The organism is Kocuria sp. WN036, from assembly GCF_002287015.1.
Lineage (GTDB): Bacteria > Actinomycetota > Actinomycetes > Actinomycetales > Micrococcaceae > Kocuria > Kocuria rosea.
The window spans coordinates 18,745-43,142 of sequence record NZ_NSKF01000028.1 but is presented as its reverse complement, the minus strand read 5'-3'; the positions used below and the strand labels follow the sequence as shown (position 1 = coordinate 43,142).

At 75.5% G+C, this 24,398-nt stretch carries 20 protein-coding genes and 1 tRNA gene; 4 read left to right on the top strand and 17 right to left on the bottom strand.

Annotation, left to right across the window (positions count from 1 at the left end; genetic code table 11):
- The 10 genes from CK505_RS15100 to CK505_RS15055 form a co-directional block, all read right to left on the bottom strand.
- Window positions 1–1,596, bottom strand: a 1,596-nt coding sequence (locus CK505_RS15100) for a phosphotransferase (protein ID WP_095651598.1), incomplete at its 3' end; no start/stop codon positions are given.
- Window positions 1,593–3,422 (bottom strand): ABC transporter ATP-binding protein, encoded by a 1,830-nt coding sequence (locus tag CK505_RS15095; protein WP_095651597.1) that lies wholly within the window; start codon window positions 3,420–3,422, stop codon window positions 1,593–1,595. The genes CK505_RS15100 and CK505_RS15095, both read right to left, overlap by 4 nt.
- Window positions 3,419–4,690, bottom strand: coding sequence for a glycosyltransferase family 4 protein (locus CK505_RS15090; protein ID WP_095651596.1), 1,272 nt, complete (start codon window positions 4,688–4,690; stop codon window positions 3,419–3,421). Before CK505_RS15090 ends, CK505_RS15095 begins: the two co-directional genes overlap by 4 nt.
- Window positions 4,690–6,081 (bottom strand): glycosyltransferase, encoded by a 1,392-nt coding sequence (locus CK505_RS15085; RefSeq protein WP_095651595.1) that lies wholly within the window; start codon window positions 6,079–6,081, stop codon window positions 4,690–4,692. Before CK505_RS15085 ends, CK505_RS15090 begins: the two co-directional genes overlap by 1 nt.
- Window positions 6,078–7,289 carry a glycosyltransferase family protein gene (locus tag CK505_RS15080; protein ID WP_095651594.1) on the bottom strand — a complete coding sequence of 404 codons (1,212 nt, stop codon included), beginning with the start codon at window positions 7,287–7,289 and terminating at the stop codon, window positions 6,078–6,080. Before CK505_RS15080 ends, CK505_RS15085 begins: the two co-directional genes overlap by 4 nt.
- A gap of 191 nt (window positions 7,290–7,480) precedes the next feature.
- The gene (locus CK505_RS15075) at window positions 7,481–8,782 is read right to left on the bottom strand and encodes an Nramp family divalent metal transporter (protein WP_017834256.1); all 1,302 of its coding nucleotides are present in this window, start codon (window positions 8,780–8,782) and stop codon (window positions 7,481–7,483) included.
- Between the two features lie 74 nt (window positions 8,783–8,856).
- Window positions 8,857–9,525 carry a response regulator transcription factor gene (locus CK505_RS15070; RefSeq protein ID WP_017834257.1) on the bottom strand — a complete coding sequence of 223 codons (669 nt, stop codon included), beginning with the start codon at window positions 9,523–9,525 and terminating at the stop codon, window positions 8,857–8,859.
- 9 nt (window positions 9,526–9,534) lie between these two features.
- Complete coding sequence (locus tag CK505_RS15065; RefSeq protein WP_081994267.1) at window positions 9,535–11,139, bottom strand: cell wall metabolism sensor histidine kinase WalK; 1,605 nt, start codon at window positions 11,137–11,139, stop codon at window positions 9,535–9,537.
- A gap of 96 nt (window positions 11,140–11,235) precedes the next feature.
- Window positions 11,236–13,113, bottom strand: a complete 1,878-nt coding sequence (locus CK505_RS15060) for a DEAD/DEAH box helicase (protein ID WP_095651593.1) — start codon at window positions 13,111–13,113, stop codon at window positions 11,236–11,238.
- Window positions 13,114–13,354: 241 nt separating this feature from the next.
- Window positions 13,355–14,845 carry a DUF2079 domain-containing protein gene (locus tag CK505_RS15055; RefSeq protein WP_255250972.1) on the bottom strand — a complete coding sequence of 497 codons (1,491 nt, stop codon included), beginning with the start codon at window positions 14,843–14,845 and terminating at the stop codon, window positions 13,355–13,357.
- 6 nt (window positions 14,846–14,851) lie between these two features.
- On the opposite strand from CK505_RS15055, the gene CK505_RS15050 reads away from it, so the two are divergent.
- Window positions 14,852–15,841: a DNA-3-methyladenine glycosylase gene (locus tag CK505_RS15050; RefSeq protein WP_017834261.1), complete on the top strand. Its 990-nt coding sequence runs from the start codon at window positions 14,852–14,854 to the stop codon at window positions 15,839–15,841.
- A gap of 83 nt (window positions 15,842–15,924) precedes the next feature.
- Window positions 15,925–16,644 carry a VIT family protein gene (locus CK505_RS15045; RefSeq protein WP_052132805.1) on the top strand — a complete coding sequence of 240 codons (720 nt, stop codon included), beginning with the start codon at window positions 15,925–15,927 and terminating at the stop codon, window positions 16,642–16,644.
- 115 nt (window positions 16,645–16,759) lie between these two features.
- On the opposite strand, the gene trxA is transcribed toward CK505_RS15045, so the two are convergent.
- Complete coding sequence (gene trxA / locus CK505_RS15040; protein WP_035924949.1) at window positions 16,760–17,137, bottom strand: thioredoxin; 378 nt, start codon at window positions 17,135–17,137, stop codon at window positions 16,760–16,762.
- 168 nt (window positions 17,138–17,305) lie between these two features.
- Between trxA and CK505_RS15035 the strand changes: the two genes are divergently transcribed.
- Complete coding sequence (locus tag CK505_RS15035; RefSeq protein WP_035924951.1) at window positions 17,306–18,343, top strand: LLM class flavin-dependent oxidoreductase; 1,038 nt, start codon at window positions 17,306–17,308, stop codon at window positions 18,341–18,343.
- Window positions 18,344–18,386: 43 nt separating this feature from the next.
- Here the strand turns inward: CK505_RS15035 and CK505_RS18560 are convergent, their stop codons facing one another.
- The 4 genes from CK505_RS18560 to CK505_RS15015 form a co-directional block, all read right to left on the bottom strand.
- Window positions 18,387–19,070: a class F sortase gene (locus tag CK505_RS18560; protein ID WP_035924953.1), complete on the bottom strand. Its 684-nt coding sequence runs from the start codon at window positions 19,068–19,070 to the stop codon at window positions 18,387–18,389.
- Window positions 19,071–19,156: 86 nt separating this feature from the next.
- Window positions 19,157–19,840, bottom strand: a complete 684-nt coding sequence (locus tag CK505_RS15025; RefSeq protein WP_141246841.1) for a hypothetical protein — start codon at window positions 19,838–19,840, stop codon at window positions 19,157–19,159.
- Window positions 19,841–20,310: 470 nt separating this feature from the next.
- Window positions 20,311–20,392: transfer RNA gene (locus tag CK505_RS15020), tRNA-Tyr, on the bottom strand.
- Window positions 20,393–20,498: 106 nt separating this feature from the next.
- Window positions 20,499–20,819, bottom strand: coding sequence for a hypothetical protein (locus CK505_RS15015; RefSeq protein ID WP_017832434.1), 321 nt, complete (start codon window positions 20,817–20,819; stop codon window positions 20,499–20,501).
- Between the two features lie 138 nt (window positions 20,820–20,957).
- Between CK505_RS15015 and CK505_RS15010 the strand changes: the two genes are divergently transcribed.
- Window positions 20,958–21,449 (top strand): YajQ family cyclic di-GMP-binding protein, encoded by a 492-nt coding sequence (locus tag CK505_RS15010; protein ID WP_017832435.1) that lies wholly within the window; start codon window positions 20,958–20,960, stop codon window positions 21,447–21,449.
- A gap of 97 nt (window positions 21,450–21,546) precedes the next feature.
- Here the strand turns inward: CK505_RS15010 and htpX are convergent, their stop codons facing one another.
- On the bottom strand, window positions 21,547–22,431 hold the full coding sequence (gene htpX, locus CK505_RS15005) for a zinc metalloprotease HtpX (RefSeq protein ID WP_017832436.1): 885 nt from the start codon (window positions 22,429–22,431) through the stop codon (window positions 21,547–21,549).
- A 150-nt stretch (window positions 22,432–22,581) separates the two neighbouring features.
- A complete protein-coding gene (locus CK505_RS19035; protein WP_095651591.1) occupies window positions 22,582–24,333 on the bottom strand; it encodes a zf-HC2 domain-containing protein in 1,752 nt (583 codons plus the stop codon).
- Window positions 24,334–24,398: the final 65 nt, after the last annotated feature.

The window sequence follows — 24,398 nt, the reverse complement described above, 5'->3', positions numbered from 1 at the left end:
GAGCACGAGCCGGGTGCCGTCCGCCGGCCAGGCGCGGCGCACCCGCAGCGGCCGCCCGTCGGCGTCCGGCACGGTCTCCGGCACGCGCACGGGGCGGGTCCGCGGGACGTGCCCACTGCCGGAGTCCACGACGTGCACCGGATCCCCGCCGGCGGGCACAGGGTCGGCAGGCACGGGGCCGGCGGGCACACGGTCGGCGGGCACGGCGCCGCGCGGCACGGACGGCGGGGCGCCCGGCGCGGACGGCACGGGCTCCGGCGCGAGTGTGGGGGTCACCGGCGCCCGCTGCGCCTGATCCACCAGCCGCTGCGCGAGCTCGATCCGCCGGTCCGTGCGCTCCCGCCAGTCGGCGGCGGCCGAGCGGAAGGGCTCCATGCTCCGGGCGAGGACGTGGAACGCGGCCCAGGCCAGGATCTCGGACCATGGCGGCAGCGCCGCCCCGGACCCGTACCCGCGCAGCAGGGCGCCCGTCAGGGACAGCTCCTCGGCTGCGGCGGGGGGCTGTTCGGCGCCCGGGCCGAGGAGCTCCACGGCGAGGAAGCTGCCGAGGTCGTCGGCCGCCGTGCCGGTGCGGACCCGGTCGAGGTCGGCGAGCCGGAGCTCCGGCGCCCCCGGGCCCCCGTCGCCGCGCACGAGCACCTGGTCCGCGGAGAAGTCCCCGTGCAGCATCCGCACGGGGGCCCCGGTGCGGTCCGCCAGGGCCTCGGCCACGACCCGGCCGGTCCGGGCGCAGCGGACGCCCGACCGCCGGTCGAGGGCGGACAGGTCGGCGGCCAGCGAGCGCAGCTTCCGGCCCGCGTCCAGGGGGGCGCCGACCCGTGCGGGGCCGAGGAGCGCCGGTCCGCGCTCGTGCAGCTGCGCCAGTGCCGTGCCCGCGGCGGCGGCGGCCTGGAGCACGGGCCCTCCGGGTCCGGTGCCGGGGCCTGGGCCGTCCGGGGCCGCGGCGCGGGCTGCGAGGTCGCCGTCCCCGAACCAGGGGTAGTGCAGCACGTGCGGTGACACGGAGAGGCCGGGGACGGGCACCGGGGCGAGCACCGGGATCCCGGCGGCGGCGAGCCGGGTCAGCAGCACCGGGTCCGCGGGGGCGGGGCCGGCGGTGAGCTTCGTGACCCGGCCGGCCCCGCCGCTGTCGGCGCCCGTGAGGACCGCGCGGCGGCGGGGGTTGTAGCGCAGCAGCCGGGCGGGGTCCCCCGGCTGCCCGAGCCGCCGGGCCCGGTCCGGCCCGAGCACGGCGAGCGCGCGCCGCAGCTCGGGGTCCGTGCTGATCGTCCCCACGGCCAGACGGTGACCGGGGCGTCCCGGCACGTCCGCGACCAGCACGGGCGCCGGCCGGCCGTCCCGCGCGGCGCGGGCCAGGACCTTCTCGAGCTTGTCCCCCCCGTCCCCGGCGGGGGCGTAGGCGGCGACCCAGTGCACCGCGCCCGTGGTCCCGGCGTCCACGCGGGCCACGACCGAGACGCCGGGCTTGTAGCGCAGGTGGCTGGTGCGCAGCGGGCCGCCGAGCTGGTGGCCGAAGAGCTCGGTGAGCCGGCCGGGGTCGAGGACCGCGGCGAGCGCGGGCAGGCTCTCCCAGGAGTCGGGCAGGTGCAGCGTCACGAGCGGACCTCCCGGCGGTCCTGCGCCCGCTGCTGCTCGACCCACGCGGCGAACACGCCGTCCGGCCGGGCGAGCAGCTCCTCGGGGGCGCCGTCGAGCAGGATGCGCCCGTCCTGGACCCACAGCACGCGGTCGGCGGCGAGCGCGAGGGCGGCGTCGTGGGTCACCGCCAGGGACGTGCGGCCGCGGACCAGGCGCCCGAGGGCGTCCAGCACGTCCCGGGCGGACCGGGGGTCGAGTCCGGTGGTGGCCTCGTCGAGCAGCACGACGGGTGCGTCGCGCAGCAGGGCGCGCGCGATGGCCAGCCGCTGGCGCTGCCCGCCCGAGACGGTCGAGCCGCGCTCCCCCACCGGGGTGTCGTAGCCCTGCGGGAACGCCGTCACGAACTCGTGGGCCTGGGCGGCGGACGCGGCGGCCTCGACCTCGGCGTCGGTGGCCCCCGGGCGGCCGAGCCGGATGTTCTCCCGCACGGTGCCGTGGAAGAGGACGGAGTCCTGCAGCAGCAGGGCGGTGCTGCCGCGCACCGTGCCGAGGCTCAGGGCGCGCAGGTCGTGGCCGTCGAGGGTCACGGACCCGGCGACCGGGTCCATCATCCGCACCAGCAGGGAGACGAGGGTCGACTTCCCGGAGCCGGACGGGCCGACGACGGCGACGTGCTGGCCCGCCGGGATCACGAGGTCGACGTCGCGCAGCACGGTGCGCCCGCCGTGCTCCGGGTCCCCGTACGCGGCGTCCACGTGGTGGAGGGCGATCTCCCCGCGCACCCCGGGCAGGACCAGGGCGCCCGAGGCCTCCCGCACGTCCACGGGCTCCGCCACGAGGTCGGCCACCCGCTCCCCGGAGGCCGCGGCGCGGGCGATGCGCCCGGTGTACTTGGCCATGTCCCGCAGGGGCTTCATGCACGTCTTGAGATAGGTCGTGAACAGGACCAGGTCGCCCAGGCTCATGGCGCCCTCGAGCACCCGCAGGCCGCCGCCGAAGATCACGGCCGCGGTGGCCACGCCCACGATCACGTCCGTGGCCCGCTCGAGCGCGGCGGCCAGACGGCGGGACTGCACGCCCTGGGTGAGAGCCTGCCGGTTGGCGCGGCCGAAGGAGCCGGCCATGTGCTCCTCCAGCCCGTAGGCCTGGACGGTGCGGATCGCGCCGAGGGACTCGTGGGCGGTGTTCGCCAGCGCGCCCTCCCCCTGCCGGGTCCGGCGCGAGGCCTCGGTGATCCGCCCGGAGGACCCTCGGCCCACCAGCAGGAAGGCCAGGATCGCCACGACCACCACGAGGGCCAGGAGCCAGTCGAGGAAGAGCATCACCGTGCACATGACCACGAGGGTGATGACGTTGGCCAGCAGCGGCAGGCCCGCGGTGACGGCCACCTCCTGGAGCTTGCCGATGTCCGAGACGAGGCGCTGGACCGTGTCCCCGGCCCGGGAGACCGAGTGGTAGCGGTCCGAGAGCGCCTGGACGTGCGCGAACACCCGTTCGCGCAGGGCGGTGGAGACCCGGGAGCCGACGAGGGCGAACGCGACCGTGGCGAGGTAGTTGGCGAGCGCGCGGAACCCCACCACCGCGACCGTGGCCAGCCCGGCGGCCGCGAGCAGCTGCCACGAGGCCTCCGGGATCCACGGGTCGACGTTGTCGGCGCCGAGGGAGAGGGACACGGCGTCGACGACGATCTTCAGCGGCCACGGCTCGAGCACGCGGAAGGCCACCTCGGCCAGGAGCACCACGACGCCGCCCGCGGCGAGCAGCCGGTGCTCGCGCAGGTGCGGGGTGAGCAGCCCGAGGGTGCGCCGGAGGGCCCTGCGGTCGAGCCGCCTGCCCCCGCTCACCGCGGCGCTCCCTGCAGTGCTCCCGGTGCGGCCGGGCGCGGTGCGGCGCCGCTGCGGGGTCGCGTGCCGGTGGGATCCGGAGGGGCGAGGTCCGTGCCGGCGAGGATGCCGTCGAGCACCGCGGTCCAGGAGCGCCGGGCGACCGCGTCGCGGCGGCCGGCGCGTCCCAGGGCACGCCGCCGGCCGGGATCGGCCACCAGCGCGTCGACGGCGCCGGCCAGCGCGGTGGGGTCCGAGGGCGCCACGAGCAGCCCGGTCACCCCGTCCTCGACCGCGGCCGGCACCTGGCCCACGCGGGACGCGACGACCGGCAGGGCCGCGGCGGCGTACTCGTAGATCTTCAGCGGCGAGAAGTACTGGTCCGCGGCGTCCTCCGTGGCGGGATAGGGCGCGACGGCCACGGCGCAGTCGGCCAGCAGCCCGGGCACCGCGGCGGGGGGCACCGCGCCGGTGAACTCGGCGTCGACGCCCAGCTCGGCGGCCAGCTCCTCGAGGGACGCCCGCTGGGGGCCGTCCCCCACCACGCGCAGGCGCCAGTCGGCGGCGGCCTCCGCGCGGGCCCGGATCAGGTGCTCCACGCCGTGCCAGGGCTTGAGCGTGCCGACGAACACGACGACCGGCGACACGGGGTCCGGTCCCCGGGCGGCGGAGTCGCGGCACGGACGGATGCGCTCCACGTTCACCCCGTTGGGGGCGACCAGGACCCGGCCGGCCGGCCCGCCGGTGTCGGCCACGGTCCGCTCCACCCAGCGGGCGACCGGCTCGGAGACGCAGGCCGTGCGCTCGGCGGCGGCGACCTGCGCGGCGAGCGCGGCGCGGGCGGCCGCCCCGTCCACGAGGTCGCGGTGGGTCCGCTGCTCGTCGATCAGCGGCGAGTTCACCTCGAGGACGCCCGGGACGCCGAGCGCGCCGGTGATCCCGGCCAGGGCGGTCGAGAACAGGGAGTGCCGCTCGTGCACCGCGTCGGCGCCGTCGGCGACGACCCGCTCCGTGATCCGGCGGGCGGCGTCCGCCTGGGCCCGCTCCCGGGCCGCGACGCGCGCGGCGCGGCCGGGAGCGGCGGACGCGGGGGCCGCCGGAACCGGGACGTGGACGACCGGGACGTCGGCGAGGTCGGCGGGGACGTCGTCGCCGACCCGGGTGGCGTAGAGGCGGACCTCGGCGCCGCGGGCGCGCCAGGCGCGCAGGATCTCCTGGACGTGGACGGAGGCGCCCTTGGTGCCGAACACGGGGACGCCGGGGTCGGCGCAGACGTAGGCGAGACGCATCAGCGGTCGGCTCCTTCGCGGAGGGGGACGGGTCCTGGGACGGGGTCGGCGGCTCGGGCAGGAGCCGGGGCGGGCTCTCGGGTCCGGCCCCGGGGCGGCAGCAGGCTCGGGGCCTCCGGGGGGCGTGCGGCGTGCCGGACAGGGCCCCGGGCCGGGTCGGGCTCCGCCCGGTCCGGGACCGGCGGGGGCAGCAGCGCCTGCAGGGCGGCGGCCTGGCCGGTCGAGTCGTAGTCCCGGGTCACGAGGGCGCGGGCGGCCCGGGCGGCGCCCACCCGGTCGAATCCGGGGTCGGCGACCGCGGCGAGCGCGCCGAGCAGGGCGTCGTCGTCGTCGGCGGGGACGAGGACCCCGGTGCGCGGGGCCGCGTTGCGGACCACCTCGGGGATGCCGGTGACGTCGCTCGCGATCACGGGCACGCCCATGGCCATCGCCTCGAGCAGCACGGTGGGCAGGCCGTCGGCGTTGCCGTCGGCGCCCACCGTGCACGGGGCCGCGAAGACGTCCGCGGCGCGCAGCAGCCGGCCGACCTCGGCCTGGGTGCGGGGCCCGACGAGGTCGACGACGTCCCCGGCGCCGAGCTCCGCGACCAGGGCGCGCAGCGGCCCCTCCAGCTCGCCGCCGCCGGCGACGGTGACGGACAGCCGCCCGCCCTGCTCCCGGTACCGGGCGGCCGCCCGCACGAGGCGGTCGAAGCCCTTCTTCTCCACGAGCCGCCCCACGGCCACGACCCGCAGGGTCTCCCCCACGGGCGCGGGGTCCCGGTAGGGGAAGCGGGCGAGCTCCAGGCCGTTGCGCACGAGCCGCAGCCGGTGCGCGTGCGCGGGGAACGCGGAGGCCAGGTGCCGCCGGTTGTACTCGGAGATCGCCACCACGTGCTCCGCCCGCTCGAGGGTGCGGCGCAGCCGGGCGGGGTCCACGGACTCGTGGAAGATGTCCTTCGCGTGGGTCGTCACGGAGAACGGCACCCCCGTGAGCCGGGAGGCGATCTCGGCGACGTGCGCGGCGAGGGTCGCGAAGTGCGCGTGCAGGTGCGTGATGCCCTGCTCCACGACCCGGGTGGCCAGCGCCACCCCCTGGTGGACCTCGGAGGCCTCCGTGCCGGCCAGCTCCGGGAGCAGGGCGGCGAAGCGGGGGCCGAAGCCGGGGACCACCTCCGCCGCGCGGGCCAGGACGGCCCAGCCGGCGGAGGCCCGCTCGGGGCGCTCCACGTGGTGGACCGGTGCCTGGACGCGGGCCGGCTCGGGGTGGAAGCGCGGGTCGGTGCTGTGCCGGAGGGCGAAGATCGTGAGGTCCTCGCCCTGGGCCTCCCGGGCCAGGACCTCGGTGACCACGAAGGTCTCCGAGAAGCGGGGGTAGACCTTCAGCACGTAGCCGATGCGGTGGCCGCTCACCGGAGGCCTCCGGCACGGGCCGGCACGGCCTGCGCGGGCACCGGCGGCGGGCCCGCGGGCAGGAGCCGCGCCGCGAGGACGGGCACGGCGTGCAGCCCGTCGAGCGCCAGGTGCCGGCGCAGCCGCACGGTGCCGACCACGCGGTGCAGCCAGCCGCTGAGCGCGGCGCCGGTGAGGGCGTCGGCGGTCAGCACGTCCACCGCGCCGTGGGCCTGGAGGGCGCGGGCCCGGATCAGCTGCTCCTGCCGGGGCCGGTCGCGCGGGACCAGGAGCGCGGGGGTGTTCGTGGTGAGGATCTCGGCGACCGAGTTGTAGCCGCCCATCGACACCACCGCGCTCGCGTCCACCACCTCCGCGAGCGCGTCGGGCACGGACGGCAGGACGAGGGCGCCCGGCACGGCGGCGGCGCGCACCTGCTCGGCGTGCTCCTCCGGCATCTGCGGACCCGTGATCACCACGTGCCGGTGGCCGTGGGGCACCCGGGCGCGCGCCGCCGCGAGGGTGAGGCGGTGGCCGTCGGAGCCCCCGCCGGCCATGGTGAGGACGTAGGGGCGGTCCACGCCGCTCGTGCGCCGTCCGGCGGCCCGGCCGGTGGCGAGGTAGCCGGTGTGGCGGACCAGGTCGGCGAGCTCGGCGGGGATCTCGCCGGAGGCCACCGGGTCGTGCACCGCGCGGTCGCCGTACACCCAGATCTGGTCGTAAACCTCCCGCACGGGGTCCAGGTCCCCGAGCGCGGCCCACTCGCGGGCCGCGGCCGCGGGCTCGTCGAGGACCTCGCGCAGGCCGAGGACCACCGCCGTGCCGGGGCTCCGGTCCCGGAGCCTGCGCAGCGGCTCCAGCAGCTCCCGGTCCACCCCCCAGGCGTGGCGGTCGACGACGACGAGGTGCGGGCGGAAGGCAGTGAGCGCGGCGTCCACCATCCCGGAGCGCAGGGCGGTCAGGTGGCGCATGTCCACGGAGAGGTTGCGGGGCGCGTAGCCGCCCGCGCCCTTGCGGATCCCGGGCAGCACCACCCAGTCGAAGCCGTCGGGGCGCCCGTAGGACGTGGCGGCGTCGATGCCGGTCAGCAGCATGCCCGTCACCGGGCGCCCCGTCAGCGCCGGCAGGTGCTGGGCGAGGGACCGGGCGAGGGCCAGGTTCCGGCGGGTGTGGCCCAGGCCCTGGGAGTCGTGGGAGTACAGCACCACCCGCAGCTCGTCGTCGCTCATCGTGTCCTCCTCGGGGGATCAGCGCCGGTGGGTCCGGCGCCGGTGCGGCTGCCGCCCACTGTGGCCGAGGGACATGATGAGAACATGAGCCGTCGATGAAAAGGTTCTCATCTGCGGACGCCCGGCCCGCCGGGACCGGCCCGGAGGCCCCGGCGGGCCGGTCCGCCCGGGTGGACCGGCCGCGGGCCGGCTCAGCCGCCGAAGACCGGCGCGACCGCCTTGACCAGCTGCTGGCCGCCCAGGACGGCGAAGAGCAGGGCCGTGATGCCCAGGGCGATGTTGGTGTGGAGCTTGTTGGCCCACTCCTTCGGGATCCGGCTGCCGTTGAGCAGGCCCAGCAGCGTGAGGGCGAGGAACGGCATGAACAGCGAGCCGAGGACGCCGTAGGCCAGGATCAGGCCGATCGGCTGCCCCAGGGCGAAGAGGACCATGGGCGGGAACGTCAGCCACAGCACGTAGAAGCGGAAGTACTTGCCGCCCACCCGGGTGTCGGGGTGGCCGGACTCCTTGCCGCGGATGTTGCCCCAGAAGTCCGCGAACATGAGGGAGACGCCGTTCCAGACGCCGATGATCGAGGAGAAGGACGCGGCCCAGAAGCCGATGAGGAAGCCGGTGCCGACCACGTCGCCGTACTCCGCGCGCAGCACGGCGTAGAGGTCGAGCAGGCCCTCGTCACCGGAGCTGAGCGCCACCCCGGCGGAGCGGACCACCTCGGCGCCCACCACGAGCATGGCGATGACGAAGACCCCGGTCACGACGTAGGCCATGGAGTTGTCGATCCGCATGACACGCATCCACTTGGGCGTGTACCACCCCTTCTCGCGCAGCCAGTAGCCGTAGGCCGCGAGCGTGATGGTGCCGCCCACGCCCCCGGCGAGCGCCAGCGTGTAGAGCACGCCGCCCTCCGGGATGACGGGCACCAGGCCCGTCAGCATCTCGGGGATGTTGGGGGCGGCGATGACCGCCAGCCCCACCACGGTGACGAACATCAGGCCGACCAGGGCGGCGGTGACCTTCTCGAAGAAGGAGTACTTCCCGAACCACACCATGACGAAGCCGAGCAGCCCCATGATGATCGCCCAGGCCCACAGGGGCAGGACGGGGAACACCGCCGCGAGGGGCAGCGCCGCCGAGGACATCGCGGTGGCGCCGTAGACGAAGCCCCAGATCATGATGTACGGGCCGAAGTACCAGGTGGTCCAGCGGCCCAGTGACCGCCAGCCCTCGAAGATCGTCCTGCCGGTGGCCAGGGTGAAGCGCCCGGCGCCCTCCACGAGGATGATCTTGAGGATCACGCCGAGGATCACCGCCCACAGCAGTCCGTACCCGTACCGGGACCCGGCGACCAGGGTGGCGACCATGTCGGCGGCGCCGACGCCCGTGGCGGCGACCACCAGGCCGGGGCCGACGATCTTCCACTTGGCGGGCGCCCCGCCGTCGTCGTCCGTGCGGGCGCGGTGGGCCGCGAAAGACTTCTCGTTCGCTTCGCTCATGTTGGTTCCTCGTCAGATCGGTCCGTCGGGTGGCCGGGGCCGTGCCCCGGATCACCCTACCGGGCCGGTGCCGATCAGAGCTTGGCGAGGCGGTAGCCGGCTCCGCGCACGGTGACGATGCGCTCCGCGCCGAGCTTGTTGCGCAGGTAGCGGACGTAGACGTCCACCACGTTGGACGAGCCGTCGAAGTCGTAGCCCCAGACCTTGTTCAGCAGCTGCTCGCGCGTGAGCACCTGACCGGGGCTCTCGAGGAACGCCCTGGCCATGGCGAACTCCCGGGCGGAGAGCTCGACCTGCCGGTCCTCGAGCACCGCGCACCGGGTCCCGACGTCGAGGGCGAGCCCGCCGTAGCGCAGCCCGTCGTCGGTCTGCTCGGCCACCGCGCGGTCCCGGAGCCGGGCCCGGACGCGCGCCAGCAGCTCCTGGAACCGGAACGGCTTCGCGAGGTAGTCGTCGGCCCCCTGCTCCAGCCCCGCGACGGTGTCCTCGACCGAGTCGCGGGCGGTGCACATGATCACGGGGATCGAGAAGCCCAGGGACCGCAGCACCGAGAGCACCTGGAAGCCGTCCATGCCCGGCAGACCCACGTCGAGGACGAGCAGGTCGAACTCCCCGGTGCTCGCGTAGTCGAGGGCGCTCGTGCCGTCCTCGACCACGGTGGTCGTGTAGCCCGCGGCGCGCAGGCCCTTCTGGATGAAGCGCGCGATGCGCTCCTCGTCCTCGGCGATGAGGATGCTGGCCATGAGGTGCCTCTACTTCCTGGAGGGTGCGGGGCTGAGGTCGGGACCGGGCACGGGGGCCGGAGGCACCGCTGCACCGGACCCGGCGGCACCGGACGGGGGGACCGGGGCCGCGGCGGGCGGGGACTCGGGCAGACGGAGCGTGAACGTGGCGCCGCGGCCGGGGCTCGACCGCAGCCCCACGGTCCCGCCGTGCCCGTGGGCGATGGCGGCCACGATCGCGAGGCCGAGCCCGGAGCCCTCCACGGTGCGCCCGGTCTCGGCCCGGCCGAAGCGCTCGAAGATCCGCTGCTGGTCCTCCGGGGCCACGCCCACGCCGGTGTCCCGGACCCACACCTCGAGGCTGCGCGCGGGGGTGTCCTCGCCGGGCGCGGCGGGCCCGGTGGCCCAGGCGGCGCCGAGGGCCACGAGGTCCCCGGGGGCGGAGAACTTCACCGCGTTGGCGGCGAGCTGCACGACCGCCTGGGTGAGCCGCTGCGCGTCGGCCACGACCTGCCCCTCGGCCCGCGCCTCGAGCTCCCAGCGCCGGTCCCCCAGCGCGCGCAGCCGGTCCATCGTGTCGTCGAGCCAGGCGGGGACGTCCACGGGGCCGGGGCGGATGAAGTCGGCGCGCTGGGCCTTGGCGAGCAGCAGCAGGTCCTCCACGAGGCGGTTCATCCGCTCGATCTCGTCGAGGAGCATCGCCCGGGTCTCCTCGACGTCGGCGGGGTCGTGCTCGTCCATCAGCTCGAGGTTGCCGTGCAGGATGGTCAGGGGGGTGCGCAGCTCGTGCGCGGCGTCGTCGAGGAACTGGCGCTGCTGGACGAAGGCCGCCTCGATCCGGCTGAGCATGCCGTTGAAGTTCACGGCGAGCTGGCCCACGTCCGAGTCGTCCTGCGTGACGGGAACGCGTCGCCCCAGGTCGTCCGGGCTGATCTGCTCCGTGGCCCGGCGCAGGCGGGTGATCGGGGCAGTGACCCGGCCCACCAGGACGTAGGCCACCAGCCCCGCCACGACCGTCGTGAGGGCGGCGATGCCGAGGTAGCGCCACAGCGAGTCCAGCACGATCCGGCGCTGGGCGCTCATGTCGAAGCCGACCACGAGGTAGCCCTGGCGCGGGTCCTCGTCCAGGACCACCGAGATGACGCCGAGACGGAGCGTCCGGCCGTCCTGCTCGAGGTCGAAGACGACGGTCTGCCCGGGCCGGGCCCGCTCCACGGCCGCGGCGAGCGTGGCGGGGGCGTCGAGCTGGAACCGTGACCGGTCGGCGTGCTCGAACGCCGGCTCGCCGCCGACGAGCGCGAGGATGCTCTCGTGCTCCCCGGGCACCGTGGTGGTCATGAAGGTGTAGAAGAGCTGCGGCAGGTCCGTGAACGGCTCCTCGGCCGTGGCGTCCAGGTCCTCCGAGAGGGAGGCGTCCGGGCCGAGCGGTCCGCGCTGCGCGAGCCGCTGCAGCTCCCCCGCCTCCTGGACGATGTCCTGGCGCACGGACTCGTCGAGGTCCACCAGGCGCAGGTAGTGGGTGATCCCGCCCACGGCGAGGAGGGCGACCGCCAGGAAGGCGATGGTCGTGGCGAGCACCCGGCTGCGCACGGACCGCAGCTCCGTCCGCACCCTCTCCCACCGCGCGCCCGACATGCGCCCCAGCCTATCGACGGCACGTGAGAGGCAGATGAAGGAGGGACGGGCCGTGCGGCCCGTCCCTCCTCCCGGTCCGGGGTCCTGCCCCCGGGCTCAGTACTTCTTGCTGCGCGGCTTGCGGAACGGCTTCTCGCCGTCCCGGTCGCCCGCGGAGTACCCGGAGCGCTTGCCCTGGTAGCCGCCGCGGGAGTCGTCGCCCCGGGCGCCGCCGCCGCGGCGGGGGCGGTCCTGGTAGGAGGACGACGTGCTGCGGGGCCGGGTCCGGCCGCCGGCACCCGGGCCGCGGTCGGCCTCGAGCTGGATGAGCTCACCGTTGATGCGCGTGCGGGAGAGCCGGTCCAGGGTGGAGGCGGGCAGGTTCTCGGGCAGGCCCACGAGGGTGTGGGTCGAGCGGATGTCGATCGCCCCGATCTGCTCGCCGCTCAGCCCGCCCTCGTTGGTGAGGGCCCCCACCACGGAGCCCGGCGAGACGCGGTGCCGGTGGCCGACGGACATCCGGTAGGTGGCCATGCCCTTCTCGGTGCGCGGCTCGCGGCGCGGACGGTCGTCGCCGTCCCGCCCCGGACGGTCCCGGTCGCGGGTGCGCTGCACCGGCTCGGGCAGCTCCTCCACGAAGAAGGGCCGCCCGTCCTGGGCCATCACGGCGATCGCGGCGGCGATCTCCACGGCGTCGACGTCGTGCTCCGCCTGGTACTGCTCGACGAGCTCGCGGAACTGGCCGAGGTCCTCGGACTCCATGGTGTCCGTGATCTGCTGGGCGAACTTGTCCTTGCGGGTCTGGTTCACGTCCTCCGTGGAGGGCATGCGCATGAGCTCCACCGGCTGGCGGGTGGCCTTCTCGATCGCCCGCAGCAGGTACTTCTCCCGCGGGGTCATGAACAGGATCGCCTCGCCGGAGCGCCCGGCGCGGCCGGTGCGCCCGATCCGGTGCACGTAGGACTCGGTGTCGTGCGGGATGTCGTAGTTGACCACGAGCGAGATGCGCTCGACGTCGAGCCCGCGGGCCGCGACGTCCGTGGCCACGAGGACGTCGATCTTGCCCTCGCGCAGGGCCTCGACCGTGCGCTCGCGCATGTTCTGCGGGATGTCGCCGTTGATCGCGGCGGCCGCGTAGCCGCGGGCCTTGAGCCGGTCGGCGACCTCCTCGGTGGCGGCCTTGGTGCGCACGAAGACGATGACGCCGTCGTAGTCCCCGACCTCGAGGATGCGGGTCATGGCCTCCATCTTGTGGGAGCCCATGACCTGCAGGTACCGCTGGCGGGTGTTGGTGCCCGTGGTGGTCTTGCCCTTGACGGCGATCTCCTGCGGGTCCCGCAGGTACTGCTTGGCGATCTTGCGGATCGCGGGGGGCATGGTCGCGGAGAACAGGGCGACCTGCTTCTCGACGGGCGTCTGCGAGAGGATCTGCTCGACGTCCTCGGCGAAGCCCATGCGCAGCATCTCGTCGGCCTCGTCGAGGACCACGTACTGCAGGTGGGACAGGTCCAGGGACCCCTTCTTGAGGTGGTCGATCACGCGGCCGGGCGTGCCGACGACCACCTGGGCGCCGCGGCGCAGCCCGGCCAGCTGCGGACCGTAGGGGGAGCCGCCGTAGACCGGCAGGACGGTGAAGTCCTCGAGGTGGGTGGCGTAGGAGGAGAACGCCTCGCCGACCTGGAGGGCGAGCTCGCGGGTCGGGGCGAGCACCAGGACCTGGGTATCGCGGGAGACGCCGTTGACGTCGGAGAGCTCGGCGAGCCGGGACAGCGCGGGCACGGCGAAGGCCGCGGTCTTGCCGGTGCCGGTCTGGGCCAGGCCCACCACGTCCTTGCCCTGCAGCAGCACCGGGATGGTGGCGGCCTGGATGGGCGTGGGGTTCTCGTAGCCGACCTCGTCCAGGGTGGCGAGCACCCGGGAGTCGATGCCGAGCTCGGCGAAGGTGATGGTGCGCTCCTCGGCGGTGCCGGGGGTGCTGGGGGTGTCGACGGTCATGGAGAAGTGCCTCGTTATCTGTGCGGGTGGCGGCCCGGGAGCATGCCCAGGGGCGTCGGCCACGGTCGTGGTGTCCGGACGTCCCTGCCAACCACTTGGAGCCCCGCACGGGGCGGGAGCGTCGGACTCGGCGCGGCACGGGCCGCGGCCGAACACGATGCACGGACGGCATCGCGTTGCACGAGAAAGTGAGGGAGTGACCGGATTCGGTCCGTCCAGTCTAGCGCACGCGACGGCGCGGTCAGCCCCGGCGGCGCACCAGCACGAGGTGCTTCTCGTCACGCACCTCGGTGTAGCCGGCGCCGTAGCGCTGCCGGGCCCAGCCGGCCACGTCCCCCGGCGGGTTCCCGCCCCACGCGGCCCCGAGCCGGTCGACCACCACGTAGTCGGGGGCGGGATCGCCCTCCGACCCCAGCCAGTGCACCTGCGCGCCGGGCACGAGGTGGTGCAGGAGGGTCAGGTCCGTGGCCACGCTCGCCCCCTCGGGGACGGCCGCGACGACCGCGGCCTTGGCGCCCGCCCGGGGGTCCGGACGGTAGGCGGCGGGGTCCACGAGGTCGGCCAGCGGGCGCCCCGGGACCAGCAGGAGCGCGACGACGAGCGCCAGTGCCGGCGCGGCCCGGGCGAGCCGCCGGAGGCGTCCGCCGCGCAGCCGCAGCACGGCGTCGAGCAGGGCGACGAAGACAATGGGCATGAGGACGGCGCTGTAGTGCCAGCCCGTGCCCCAGTAGCCGTGGTTCGGCGAGAGCATCCGCCAGAGCAGCGTGGGCAGCGCCACGAGCGCCAGCGGCGAGCGCACGGCGACCACCACGCCCACCGCCAGCACGGCCAGCCAGGTGAGCGCCTTCTGGCCCGGCAGCACCAGGGAGACCAGGGCCCCGGCGGGGTCGGCCGCCACCGCCGCGAGGTCCAGCCGGTCCGCGTACGCGAACCGGCCGTCCGGGCTCAGGGCGGGCAGCACCACGGTCACCGCGAGCGCCGACCAGGCCGCGCCCCACGCGGCGAGGGCGAGCCCGAGCGCCACCGGGCGCCGGTCCCCGTCCGCCTCGCGGTGCGCCCGCCAGGCGAGCACCAGGCCGAGCACCGCGACCGTGACGCCCAGGTCCTCCTTGACGAACGCGACGGGGGCGGCCCACAGCGCGGCCGCCGTCCACCGCCGCTCCACCAGGCAGCCGAGGGCGAGGACCAGCAGCGGCAGGGCGAAGGCCACCTCGTGGAACTGCACCGCGACGGCGGCCTGCAGCCCGAAGCTGATCCCGTAGGCGAGCCCCAGGGCCGCGCCCGGGCCCGGGCCCAGCGCCCGGACCGCGAAGCCCGTCAGTGCCCCCGCGGAGACGGCCACGAGGACGTCCTGGACCACGAGGAGGGTCAGCGCGGACGGGAACAGCGCGTAGACCGGCCCCAGCAGCACCAGGATCGGGTGGAAGTGGTCGCCCAGCAGGTTCGCGCCGTGGCCCTTGATGTGCACGACCGGGCCGTCCCCGGCGGCGTAGGACTTGGCGAGCTGGGTGAAGATCCCCAGGTCCCAGGACGGGACCTCCCAGCGGTGCCACTGGAGCAGGGACCACCACACGTACAGGACGAGCACGAGGAGCCCCACGCCCAGCGGCACCAGCCGCGCCCGCCCGGTCAGCGGCGCGGGACGGGCCGGCGGGGCGGCGCGGCGGAGCGCGGTGGCGGGCATGGCCTCCTCGGTGGCGGGGGGGGCGCCGTCGGACAGGACTGCCATCATGGTCTCATGGCCGTCACCGCTCCCCCGCCCGCCCGCCGGCTCCCGGTGGCCCCGGACGCCGAGCTCGTGTGGGACCCCGAGGGCGCGCTGCACCTGGGCCAGACGCTCGGCGTGCTGGGCCGCGGCAGCGCCGATCCCCTGGTCCGGGTCGCGGCGCCCGACGCCGTGTGGGTCACCGCCCGGACGCCGGCGGGCCCGGTCACGGCGCTGTTCTCCCGCACCGGCGCCGGCCGGCCCCTGCAGCGGCCCGTGCGCGTGCGCGCGTGGGGACCGGGCGCCGAGCAGTTCCTGCTGGAGGCCCCGCGCTGGGCGGGCGCGGAGGACGCGTGGGAGCGGTTCGAGGCCTCGGACGCCTTCGGCGCGCTCCCCCACCGACTGCGCGTCGCCCGGCACCACCACCCGGGGCTGCGGCTGCCCTCGACCGGCCGGGTGCTGGACCGCGCCGTGCTCTCGGTGCTCGAGCAGCGAGTCACCGTCCGCGAGGCCGTGGCGGCCCACCGGCAGCTCGTCCGGCGCCACGGCGAACCCGCCCCCGGTCCGGCGCCGGAGGGGATGCGGATCGCCCCGACCGCCGAGGCGTGGTGCCGGGTGCCCGTGTGGGAGTGGCACCGGGCGGGGGTCGACGGCGCCCGGGCCGCCACCGTCCGCCGCGTGGCCGGACGGGCCGCCGCCCTGGAGCGCCTGGGCCGGGCCCCGCTGGACGCCGAGCTGCACCGGGGGCTGCGCTCGATCCCCGGCCTGGGGCCCTGGACGGTCGCGGAGATCGTCCAGTGCACGCACGGGGACCCGGACTCGGTCAGCGTCTTCGACTTCCACCTCGCGGACACCGTGTGCTGGTTCTTCGACCGGCGTCCCGGCGACGACCGCCGGATGCTGGAGCTGCTGGAGCCGTGGCGGGGCGACCGGCAGCGGGTCGTGCGCCTGCTGCGGGCCTCCGGCTTCCGCAAGCCCTCGTTCGCTCCGCGGCTGCACCCGGAGGACCACCGGCGCCGGTGAGCGCCGGTGGCCCTCCGACGCGTGCCGGTGAGGACATCCTGTCCTTGCTGGCACGGCTGCACCGGCGGGCGTTCAATGGAGCCATGACCACCGAACACGTGATCCAGGAGCCCCACGGCGTGGGCTACACCGAGCGGATGAACAAGCTGCGGGCCGGGGTGCTGGGCGCCAACGACGGCATCGTCTCGGTCGCCGCGACGGTCGTCGGCGTCGCGGGCGCCACCGCCAGCTCGAGCGCGATCCTCACCGCGGGCGCCGCCGCGCTCGTGGGCGGGGCCCTGTCCATGGCCCTGGGCGAGTACGTCTCCGTCTCCAGCCAGTCGGACTCGCACCGGGCCCTGATCGAGAAGGAGGAGCGGGAGCTCGCCGAGATGCCCGAGGCGGAGCTGCAGGAGCTCGCCGAGATCTACCAGGCCAAGGGACTCTCCGAGGACACCGCACGGCGGGTCGCGGAGGAGCTGACCGAGCACGACGCCCTGGCCGCGCACCTCGACGCCGAGCTCAACATCGACGCGGAGGACATCGTCAGCCCCTGGAACGCGGCGGTCGCCTCCGCGCTGTCCTTCCTGCTCGGCGCCCTGCTGCCGCTCCTGGCGATCCTGCTGCCGCCGGAGGAGTGGCGGCTCCCCGTGACGTTCATCGCCGTGCTCGCGGCGCTCGCCCTGACCGGCTGGCTCGGGGCCCGTCTCGGGGGCACGCCGCAGACAGGTCGCGCGGCCCTGCGCGTCGTCGTCGGCGGCGCCCTCGCCCTCGTCGCCACCTTCGCCGTGGGCTCCCTGCTCGGCGTCACGGGCCTCGTCTGAGCTGCCCCGGCACCCCCGGTGCCCCCGCGCCCGGGGGCACCGGGCGGTCCGGGCACGACGACGCCGGGCCCCGCCTCACGGAGAGGCGGGGCCCGGCGCGGTGGTGCGGGAGGGGTCAGGCGTTGGGCGCGTCCTGGGACTGCTTGGCGACCTCGGCGCGGACCTCTTCCATGTCGAGGCCCTTGACGGCGTCGATGACCTGGTCGAGGGCGGAGGCGGGCAGGGCGCCCGGCTGGGAGAAGACCAGGATGCCCTCGCGGAAGGCCATGAGCGTGGGGATCGACGAGATCTGGGCCGACGCGGCGAGCATCTGCTGCTCCTCGGTGTCGACCTTCCCGAAGACGATGTCCTCGTGCTTCTCCGAGGCGGCCTCGTAGGTCGGTGCGAACTGCTTGCAGGGTCCGCACCACTCGGCCCACCAGTCGAGCAGGACGATGTCGTTCTCGGCGATGGTCTGGCCCAGGGTGTCCTGGGTGATGTCAACAGTAGCCATGCCATCCAGCGTAGAGGCAGAGCCGGCCGGGGGCACAGGATTTCACTGCCGGCTCAAGACCGGACCGCGGGCGCGCACTAGACTGGGCGTCCGGGCCGGGCCTCCGGCGCGGGCTCCGGGACCGGGACGCCGGTCCGGGGACAGACCCCGTGCACGCCGAGGTGCGCCATGAACTTCGAGATCGGCATCTTCTCGCTGGGCGAGGTGGTCCCGGACCCCGTCACGGGCACCCGGCCCGACAGCCGCCAGCGCCTGCGGGACATCATCGAGCAGGCCGAGGCCGCGGAGCGTGCCGGGCTCACCGTGATCGGCGTCGGGGAGAACCACGGGACGGACGTGGTGGCGGCCTTCCCCGTGGTGCTGCTCTCCGCCATCGCCGGCCGCACCCACCTCCTGCGGCTCACCACGGCCGTCTCCGTGCTCACGGCCGGGGACCCGGTGCGGCTCTACGAGCAGATCGCCATGCTGGACAACATCTCCGGCGGCCGGGCCGAGCTGATCGTGGGCCGCGGCGCCTCGCAGCGCGTGCTGCGCGCCCTCGGGCTGGAGCAGCAGGACCACGACGCCCTGTTCGAGGAGAAGCTGCGCCGGCTCCTCACGCTGCGGGAGACCAGTCCCCCGACCTTCGCCGGTCCGCTCGCCCGGGACGGCGTCGAGCTCGAGCTCGAGCCGCGCCCGCTGCAGCCGTGCCTGCCGATCTGGCTGGGCAGCTCCGGCACGCCGGCCTCCGTGGCCCGCGCCGGCGCCCTCGGGCTGCCCCTCGCCCTGCTGCGCACCCACGGCCCCTTCACCGGGGCAGTGCCCGTCGTCTCGGCCTACCGGCGGGCCCTCGAGGCGTCCGGCCGGGACGTCGGCACCCCGGTGGGCCTGAACGTGCCGGGCTTCGTCGCGCGCACCCCGGCGCAGGCCCGGGAGCTCAGCCACCCCTACTTCGCGGCGGGGGCCCGCAGCCACGGGCCTGTCGGGCCGGCGGATCCCCGCTGGTCCCGGGAGGAGTACGACCGGGAGTGCGGCCCGGACGGGACCCTCGTGGTGGGGGACGTGGACGAGGTGGTCGCCAAGATCGTGGCGCAGCAGCGCGCGCTCGGCCACCAGCGCCTCCTGCTCCGGATGGACGCGGGAGGCGTCCCGCACCACCTGGTGCTCGAGTCGATCACGCTGCTGGGCGCCGAGGTGGTGCCGCGGGTCCGCGCCGCCCTGGGCTGACGCCCGGTGCCGGGACCCGGCGCTCGGGGCCGGGGACTCCGGCTCAGGCCTGCGCGGGGGACGCCGTGAGCACCACGTTCTTCCCCCAGAGGTCCTCGGTGTAGCAGCTGACGATGACCAGCCGGTCCGGGACGATGCGCCAGATGTCGCTGTCCTTCAGGGTGTTCTTGTCGTGGGTGACCACCGAGTCCACCACGTACTCCAGCGTCCCGGACCCGGTCTCCAGCTCGATCTCGCTGCCCACGAGCCCGGGATCGCTCAGCCGGTTGAACGGGGCGTCCCGGTCCTCCCAGCTGTGGCCGGTGATGTACGTGGTGTTCTCCGAGCCCTCGCCCGGCATGCCGTACGGGGTGAGCCAGTAGCCGTCCAGGGTGTCCGGCGGGACCAGCAGCTCCGTGGCCAGCTCCTGCTCGCTCGGCGTCAGCGGCAGGACGGTCACGTCGAACCGGGCGTCCTCGACCGTCAGCCGCACGGGGGCCGCCGCCGCCGGCCGGCCGGAGGTGGCCGCGGCCGAGGGGGTGCCCGTGGGCGCCGCGGTGGGGGGCGCCGCCGAGACGGCCTCCACCGGGGCGGTCGCCGTCGGGGCCGGGGAGCCGGTGTCCTCCGCGCCCCAGGGGCCGGTCAGCAGGACCGCGGACAGGGCGGCCACGGCGCCGAGACCGCCGACGGCGGCCCAGCGCGTGCCCGCACGACGGCGCGGCGCGGTCTGCTGCTCGGGTGCGTCCATGCTGGCGTCCTCCGGGGGTCGGCTCGGGAAATGGCTGCGCCCTGGTGCCGCGCGAGCGCGGCACCAGGGCGGTCAGCGGTTCGGGATCAGGCGCGGGCGCGGCGCACCCGGAAGGCCACGGCCCCGGACACGGCCGCACCGGCGGCCAGCAGGCCGGCCAGCACGCCGGTGCTGAGCCAGCCCTCCTCGGCGGTCTGCATGTTGATGCCCTGGTTCACGCCGGAGTCAGTGCCGGTGCCGGCCCCGTCGTCCGAGTCGCTCCAGTCGTCGGAGCCGCCCCCGGCGCCCAGGACGTCGCAGTTGCCCTGGAAGAGCGCCACGAGATCGGCGCCGTCCTCCATGAAGACCTCGCCCTGCGCGCGGGCCTCCAGAGCGGCGGTCTGGAAGTTGGCCGCGGCGGCGGAGCTCGCCGCGTAGGCCTCGTCCACGGCAGGATCGCTGCTCGAGGCCGCGTAGGACTCCTGCAGGCGCAGGATCTCGGTCCAGGCGCCCTGCGCACGGTCGACGGTGGCGTCGTTCACGATGGCGTCCTCCAGCACGGCCTGCTGGGTCTGGAGCTGGCCCAGGACCGCCTGGTCGGTGACGAGGGAGTTGAAGTGCGTGCCCGCGTCGTAGAGGTGGTCGGCGGCGGTGACCAGGTTGGTCACCGCGGTGCTGGCGGCGGGGGCCACACAGGTGTCGGCGTGGGCGGCGGGGGCGCCCAGGAACAGGCCTCCGGCCAGGACGGCAGCCGACGAACCCGCGGCCACCCACTTCTTCACAGCAGTCATATCGGTCTGTCTCCTCAATCATTCAGAACCCCGGGCCTGCCCCTGGGGTACCAGCGCGCGGCACAGTCCTTCCCAGCGTCCTCGGCGTGGCACGCCGGCGGGAGCGCTGCGGGGTCGGTCGTGCTGCTGGTCATCCGGAGTAGGGGGTCCCGACGTGCCGGCTCGGGGAGTGCTGGCACGTGGCCGGATGATGCTGTCGCCTCAAGCTACAAGGATATTCATGTTCTTAGCAATTGTTAAGGGTGGAACGGCGCGGCGGCGCCGTCGGCGTGTCCCCGGATCAGGGGACTCGGCGCGGAATTCCGCGCGGGCCGGGGCACCTCCGGCACCCGCCCGGGCACCGCCCCGGCGCTCTCCTGGCGGCCGGGGGCGGCGGGTGCGTCCCGGCGGCGGGGGACGTGGTGACCCCGCCGTGACCGGGGACGACGAAGGCCCCGGTCCGCGGACCGGGGCCTTCGTGGTGGAACTCGTGGCAGATGAGGGATTCGAACCCCCGTAGGCATTGCCAGCTGATTTACAGTCAGCCCCCTTTGGCCGCTCGGGTAATCTGCCGGGGTGCTCCCGCCGGCCCTTCCGGACCGGTGGTGGCCGCCCCCGCGTGCGGGAGCAGTTCAACAGTACAGAAGATCCGGCGCGATGCGAAATTGCCGGGGACGGCTCAGGCGGCGAGCCGCTCGCACACCTGCTGGAGGAACTTCTCCGCCTGCTCCGCGGTGATCTCGCCGTGGGTCACGGCGTCCGCGAGGTCCTCGGCGACGCCGATCAGCCGCTGCGCCGCCTGGGGGTCGAGCCGTTCGGTGGCCGAGGCCCCCGTGCCCGGTCGGGCCGGCGGCGCCGTCCCGTCGGCGGTCGCGGCCGCCGGTCCCAGCCCGATGCCCATCAGCAGGACCGCCGCCAGCGCGGTGGCCGCCACGGCGCTTCCGCGCCGGGTCCGCCCCGGGCCGGGCGTCACGTCGTCGTGACCCTCGGATGTGCTCATGCCGCCATCCTGGGAGACCGACCTGGACGGATCCTTGGGCGCAGGTCACGAAACGGTGACGGGGCCCTCCCCGGTAGGCTGGGACACAGTCCTGCGGGCCGCACGCCGCCCGTCCACCGTCCCAGCCCAGGAGGCAGCATGGCCAGCGATTCCTCGTTCGACGTCGTCAGCAAGGTCGACAAGCAGGAGGTGTCCAACGCCCTGAACCAGGCCCAGAAGGAGATCGCGCAGCGCTACGACTTCAAGGGCGTGGGCGCCGAGATCGACTTCTCCGGCGAGAAGATCCTCATGAAGGCGAACTCCGAGGAGCGCGTCAACGCCGTCCTCGACGTCTTCCAGTCGAAGCTGGTCAAGCGCGGCATCTCCCTGAAGTCCCTCGACGCCGGGGAGCCCTTCGCCTCCGGCAAGGAGTACCGGATCGAGGCCTCCGTGAAGGAGGGCATCGCCCAGGACCAGGCGAAGAAGATCACCAAGCTCATCCGCGACGAGGGCCCCAAGGGCGTGAAGGCCACCATCCAGGGCGACGAGCTGCGGGTGTCGTCGAAGTCCCGCGACGACCTCCAGGACGTCATCACGCTGCTCAAGGGCTCGGATCTCGAGGTGGACCTGCAGTTCATCAACTACCGCTGAGCTCGTCCCGCGGCGCGGCTCGCGCCGCTCCCCCCGTGCGACGACGGAGCCGCCCACCTCGCGAGGTGGGCGGCTCCGTCGTCGTCGGCGGGCGGGCTCAGCGGCGGCCGATCCCCGCCATGCCCTCGAGCCGGGCCACGCGGTCCGCGGTCGGCGGATGGGTCCGGAACAGGCTGGAGGCGCCGCCGCCGCGGAACGGGTTGGCGATCATCAGGTGCGAGGTGTTGACCAGCTTCTGGTCGGCGGGGTTCAGCGGCCGGGCGTTCGTGCCCATCTCGATCTTGCGCAGGGCGGAGGCCAGCGCGAGCGGATCGCCCGTGAGCTGCGCGCCGTCCTCGTCGGCGTCGTACTCGCGGGTGCGGGAGACCGCGAGCTGGATGACGGTCGCGGCGAGCGGCGCCAGGAAGGCCAGGAGCAGCCCCACGAGAGGGTTGCCGCGGTCACCGCCCCGCCCCCCGCCGAAGATGGCCGAGAACTGGAGGAACTGCGCGGCCGAGGTGATGATGCCGGCCACGGCCGCGGCGATCGAGGACGTGAGGATGTCCCGGTTGTAGACGTGCATCAGCTCGTGGCCCAGCACGCCCCGCAGCTCGCGCTCGTCGAGCAGCTGGAGGATGCCCTCGGTCACGCACACCGCCGAGTTCTCCGGGTTCCGCCCGGTGGCGAAGGCGTTGGGGCTCATCGTCGGGGCGATGAACAGACGGGGCATCGGCTGGTTCGCCCGCTGCGACAGCTCCCGCACGATCCGGTAGTAGCCCGGCGCCTGCTGCTCGGTGATCGGGATGGCGCGCATGGAGCGCAGGGCGAGCTTGTCGCTGTTCCAGTAGCTGTACGCCGTGGACGCCAGGCCGATCAGCGCGAAGACCCAGATGAAGACGCTGCTGCCCGTCCCGCTCGCCACGACCCACCCGATGGCCAGCAGGACCGCCCACAGGCCGCCGAGCAGCAGGACGGTCTTGAGCCCGTTGTTGTGGCTGTGCATCGCGGGTGCGGCTCCTTCATCGGGAACGGGGGTCTTCCGTTGGGCACAACGGCGCCGGCGGTGCCGGTCTTCCCGGGCCGGGCGACGCCCAGGGATCTCCCAGCCGGCGCCGGGCGTGCTCGTCGCCCGGTGCCGGAGGGATCGCCGCGGTCACCCGCCGGGGGTGGGAGGAGTGGCACCGCCGGCACCGGGCTCCGGGGACGGGTTCCCCGGCTCGGTTGCTCCGGTCGACGGGAGCTCCTCGGCCGGAGGCACCGTTGCCGCGGGCGCCGTTGCCGGGGGCTCTGACGCCGGGGCCTCGGGGGCCTCCGGAGCCGGGGACTCTGCCGGGGGCTGTTCCGCGCCCGGGGTCTCCGGGGCAGGGGTCTCCGGGGCCGGGACCTCCTCCGCGGGTGGCTCGGTGCCCGGGCTCTCAGTCACCGGCGTCCTGGGCTCGGTCGGCCCGGCGGCCGGGGGCTGCTCGACAGGGGCCTCCCCGGCCGGGCTGCCGTCGTCGGCGGCCGCGGGCGGCGGCGCAGGAGTGCCGCCGCCGGCCGCCGAGGAGCCGCCGGGGGTGCCGCTGTCCGAGGGCCGTCCACCCGCCGCCGCGGGCCGGGGCGCTCGGCCGTCGTCCTGGACGCTCCCCCGGGTGGAGGGGGCCGCCTCGGTGCGACGCCCGGTCGACGCGCCGGCATCGGCGGCGGCCTCCCGTGAGTCGGCGGCCGGTCCGTCCGTCGTGGCCGCGGTGGTGATGGTTCCGCCGCCCGCCCCGGCGGTCCGTGCCTCGGCCGCGGCCTCGGTCAGGGGGCCGGGGGACGGCTCGGAGGTCGGCAGCGACAGCACCCCGCCGGCACCACCGGGCACCGCTGCACCGGCGCCGCGGGCCATGGTGGCCGCGCCGTCGTCCCCGGCGGAGGTCGCGGGTGCGGAGGCCGCCGGCGCGGAGGGGTCCGTCGCGCCGGAGCCGCCGAGGCGCACCGTGGCCTGTGTCGTCCCGTCGCCGGGGCCGCCGGAGCCGGTCACGACGATCCCGGCCAGCGCCGCCGCGGCCGCCAGGGCCCCGGCGCCGAGCAGCACCTTCCGGCCCCGCCGGGTGACGTGGACGGCGGCGAGGGCCCCGCCGGCCACGTCGGTGCCCGGGGCCGCGCCGAGTCGTCCGGCGCTCATCCGTCCCGCGGCCCGGACCAGCTCCACGAGCTCGTCGGTCCGGACGTCCCACAGCGGCACCCCGGCGAGCACGGGCAGCAGCCAGCCGCGCAGGCCTGCTTCGGTGTCCTGCAGGTACAGGTGGTCGGCGGTGCAGCGCGGGCACTCGTCGAGGTGGTCCTGCACGGCCTGCGTCCGCTCGGCGGACAGGCCGCCGTCGGCGAAGGCGCCGAGGTCGGCCGCGCAGTCCGCGCACCCGGCGAGGGTCGGCAGGTCCTGCCTGGCCCGGCGGTAGGCGGCCCGCAGCCCGGCGCGCGCCTCGAGGTGCAGCGCGGTGGTGGCGGCGGGGCTCAGCCCGAGCACCGCGGCCGTCCGCTCGAGCCCGAGGGCCTCGACCTCCAGGTGCCACAGCACGGCCTGCCACGACGCGGGGAGACCGAGGTAGATGCCGGTGACCGTCCCGGCCGCGCTCGCCCGCTCCACGCCGGCCCGGCCCACGACGGCGACCAGCCGTGCCCGCAGGAAGACCCCCGGCCCGTCCTCGTCCTGCGTCTCCTCGCCGAGCTCCGCGAGGACCTGGTCGAAGGCCGTGCCCGCCAGCTGCTCCGCGTCCTGGCGGCTCGGCGTGTGGAGCCGGGCCACGACCACGGCGGTGTGCCAGTGCCGGTCCCGCAGGTCCGGGAAGGCGTCGGGCTGCTGCGCCCGCACCGCGGCGAGCAGCTCCTCGTCGGTGCGCGGGGTGCGCCCCTGGGCGAGCGGCTCGGTCGTGCGCGTCATGGGGTCTCCGTCGGTCTCGGGAACGCTCGGTCACCTTGCGGTGCGGGCGACCCGGGAGCGGTGCC

Excerpts from the sequence above, each read along its gene's own strand:
- trxA (WP_035924949.1), bottom strand. The coding sequence starts at position 17,137 with ATGGCTACTGTTGACATCACCCAGGACACCCTGGGCCAGACCATCGCC.
- CK505_RS15090 (WP_095651596.1), bottom strand. The coding sequence starts at position 4,690 with ATGCGTCTCGCCTACGTCTGCGCCGACCCCGGCGTCCCCGTGTTCGGC.
- CK505_RS15010 (WP_017832435.1), top strand. The coding sequence starts at position 20,958 with ATGGCCAGCGATTCCTCGTTCGACGTCGTCAGCAAGGTCGACAAGCAG.
- CK505_RS18560 (WP_035924953.1), bottom strand. The coding sequence starts at position 19,070 with ATGGACGCACCCGAGCAGCAGACCGCGCCGCGCCGTCGTGCGGGCACG.
- CK505_RS15060 (WP_095651593.1), bottom strand. The coding sequence starts at position 13,113 with ATGACCGTCGACACCCCCAGCACCCCCGGCACCGCCGAGGAGCGCACC.
- CK505_RS15055 (WP_255250972.1), bottom strand. The coding sequence starts at position 14,845 with ATGATGGCAGTCCTGTCCGACGGCGCCCCCCCCGCCACCGAGGAGGCC.
- CK505_RS15035 (WP_035924951.1), top strand. The coding sequence starts at position 17,306 with ATGAACTTCGAGATCGGCATCTTCTCGCTGGGCGAGGTGGTCCCGGAC.
- CK505_RS15080 (WP_095651594.1), bottom strand. The coding sequence starts at position 7,289 with ATGAGCGACGACGAGCTGCGGGTGGTGCTGTACTCCCACGACTCCCAG.
- CK505_RS15065 (WP_081994267.1), bottom strand. The coding sequence starts at position 11,139 with ATGTCGGGCGCGCGGTGGGAGAGGGTGCGGACGGAGCTGCGGTCCGTG.
- CK505_RS15075 (WP_017834256.1), bottom strand. The coding sequence starts at position 8,782 with ATGAGCGAAGCGAACGAGAAGTCTTTCGCGGCCCACCGCGCCCGCACG.
- CK505_RS15025 (WP_141246841.1), bottom strand. The coding sequence starts at position 19,840 with ATGACTGCTGTGAAGAAGTGGGTGGCCGCGGGTTCGTCGGCTGCCGTC.
- CK505_RS15050 (WP_017834261.1), top strand. The coding sequence starts at position 14,852 with ATGGCCGTCACCGCTCCCCCGCCCGCCCGCCGGCTCCCGGTGGCCCCG.
- htpX (WP_017832436.1), bottom strand. The coding sequence starts at position 22,431 with ATGCACAGCCACAACAACGGGCTCAAGACCGTCCTGCTGCTCGGCGGC.
- CK505_RS15070 (WP_017834257.1), bottom strand. The coding sequence starts at position 9,525 with ATGGCCAGCATCCTCATCGCCGAGGACGAGGAGCGCATCGCGCGCTTC.
- CK505_RS15045 (WP_052132805.1), top strand. The coding sequence starts at position 15,925 with ATGACCACCGAACACGTGATCCAGGAGCCCCACGGCGTGGGCTACACC.
- CK505_RS19035 (WP_095651591.1), bottom strand. The coding sequence starts at position 24,333 with ATGACGCGCACGACCGAGCCGCTCGCCCAGGGGCGCACCCCGCGCACC.
- CK505_RS15015 (WP_017832434.1), bottom strand. The coding sequence starts at position 20,819 with ATGAGCACATCCGAGGGTCACGACGACGTGACGCCCGGCCCGGGGCGG.